The following is a 231-nucleotide window of genomic DNA, read 5'->3' on the forward strand; positions in this document are numbered from 1 at the left end:
ATTCAAAACAGCTGCTGGCCCTGCCGGTCGGCTGCTTGCTGCTGCCAACAAGCGACACTGCCGTTGAGGGTTTTGATTGCACACAGCTGGCTAACCCGAATGACTCAAGCATCGTGCAGCCAGGGGACGTAATCGTCGTATCTCCCGGCTCCCGAGTTGTACGTGTGCTCTATCGACGCGGGTCCAACAGCAACCTGCTGTTCATGACCGATCGCTGCAACAGCCTCTGCT

Annotated in this window: 1 pseudogene; it reads left to right on the forward strand. The window is 57.6% G+C overall.

Features of this window, described 5'->3' with window-relative positions:
- A pseudogene (locus AC0IYH_RS34270) lies at positions 1-231 on the forward strand (His-Xaa-Ser system radical SAM maturase HxsC); the annotation flags it as partial.

This window comes from Pseudomonas sp. AC463, from assembly GCF_979253585.1.